Annotated in this window: 1 protein-coding gene; it reads left to right on the top strand. The window is 25.7% G+C overall.

Annotated elements, in window-relative coordinates; genetic code table 11:
* A partial coding sequence (locus AWT72_RS08795) for an AAA family ATPase (protein WP_156413154.1) occupies positions 1 to 540 on the top strand: 540 nt, incomplete at both ends.

Genomic DNA, 540 nt, shown 5'->3' with positions numbered 1-540 from the left:
ACACCTTGATTTTAAAAATAGAGAAGCAAAAAATTTAGATAGTGTTAGATATGCAATACAAGACCTTTTACTAGACTATTTTTATGAATTAAAAGATGAAAAAATTTCTCTTGCAGTTAAAAGTAAAATATTAAATATATTAGAAAAAAGAGAAAAAGCATTTGAATTAGATAGATCACTTCAGTTATTAACAAAGGCAATACATGAAGTAGAAGGTATTAAACCCATATTATTAATAGATGAGTATGATAGTTTTGTAATAGATATGTTAGATAAAGATGAATTGCCAGAAGTAATATCATTTTTTAGAACCCTATTTGGAACAGCTTTAAAAGGTAATCCTGACTTACATTTTGCAGTATTGGTAGGAATAACAGAATTAACAGCCAATTCAATATTTTCAGCATTAAATAATAAGGTAATAAGTAATGTATTAGATAAAGAAGAAGAAAAATTTACAGACTTATTCGGGTTTACACAAGAAGAAGTAGATTATTGGCTAGAAAAACTAGATTTAATGAGTGAGAGAGAAAGATTAAA

The sequence above is a fragment of the Oceanivirga salmonicida genome (assembly GCF_001517915.1).
Classification (GTDB): domain Bacteria; phylum Fusobacteriota; class Fusobacteriia; order Fusobacteriales; family Leptotrichiaceae; genus Oceanivirga; species Oceanivirga salmonicida.
This window is presented reverse-complemented; position numbering and strand designations above follow the sequence as displayed.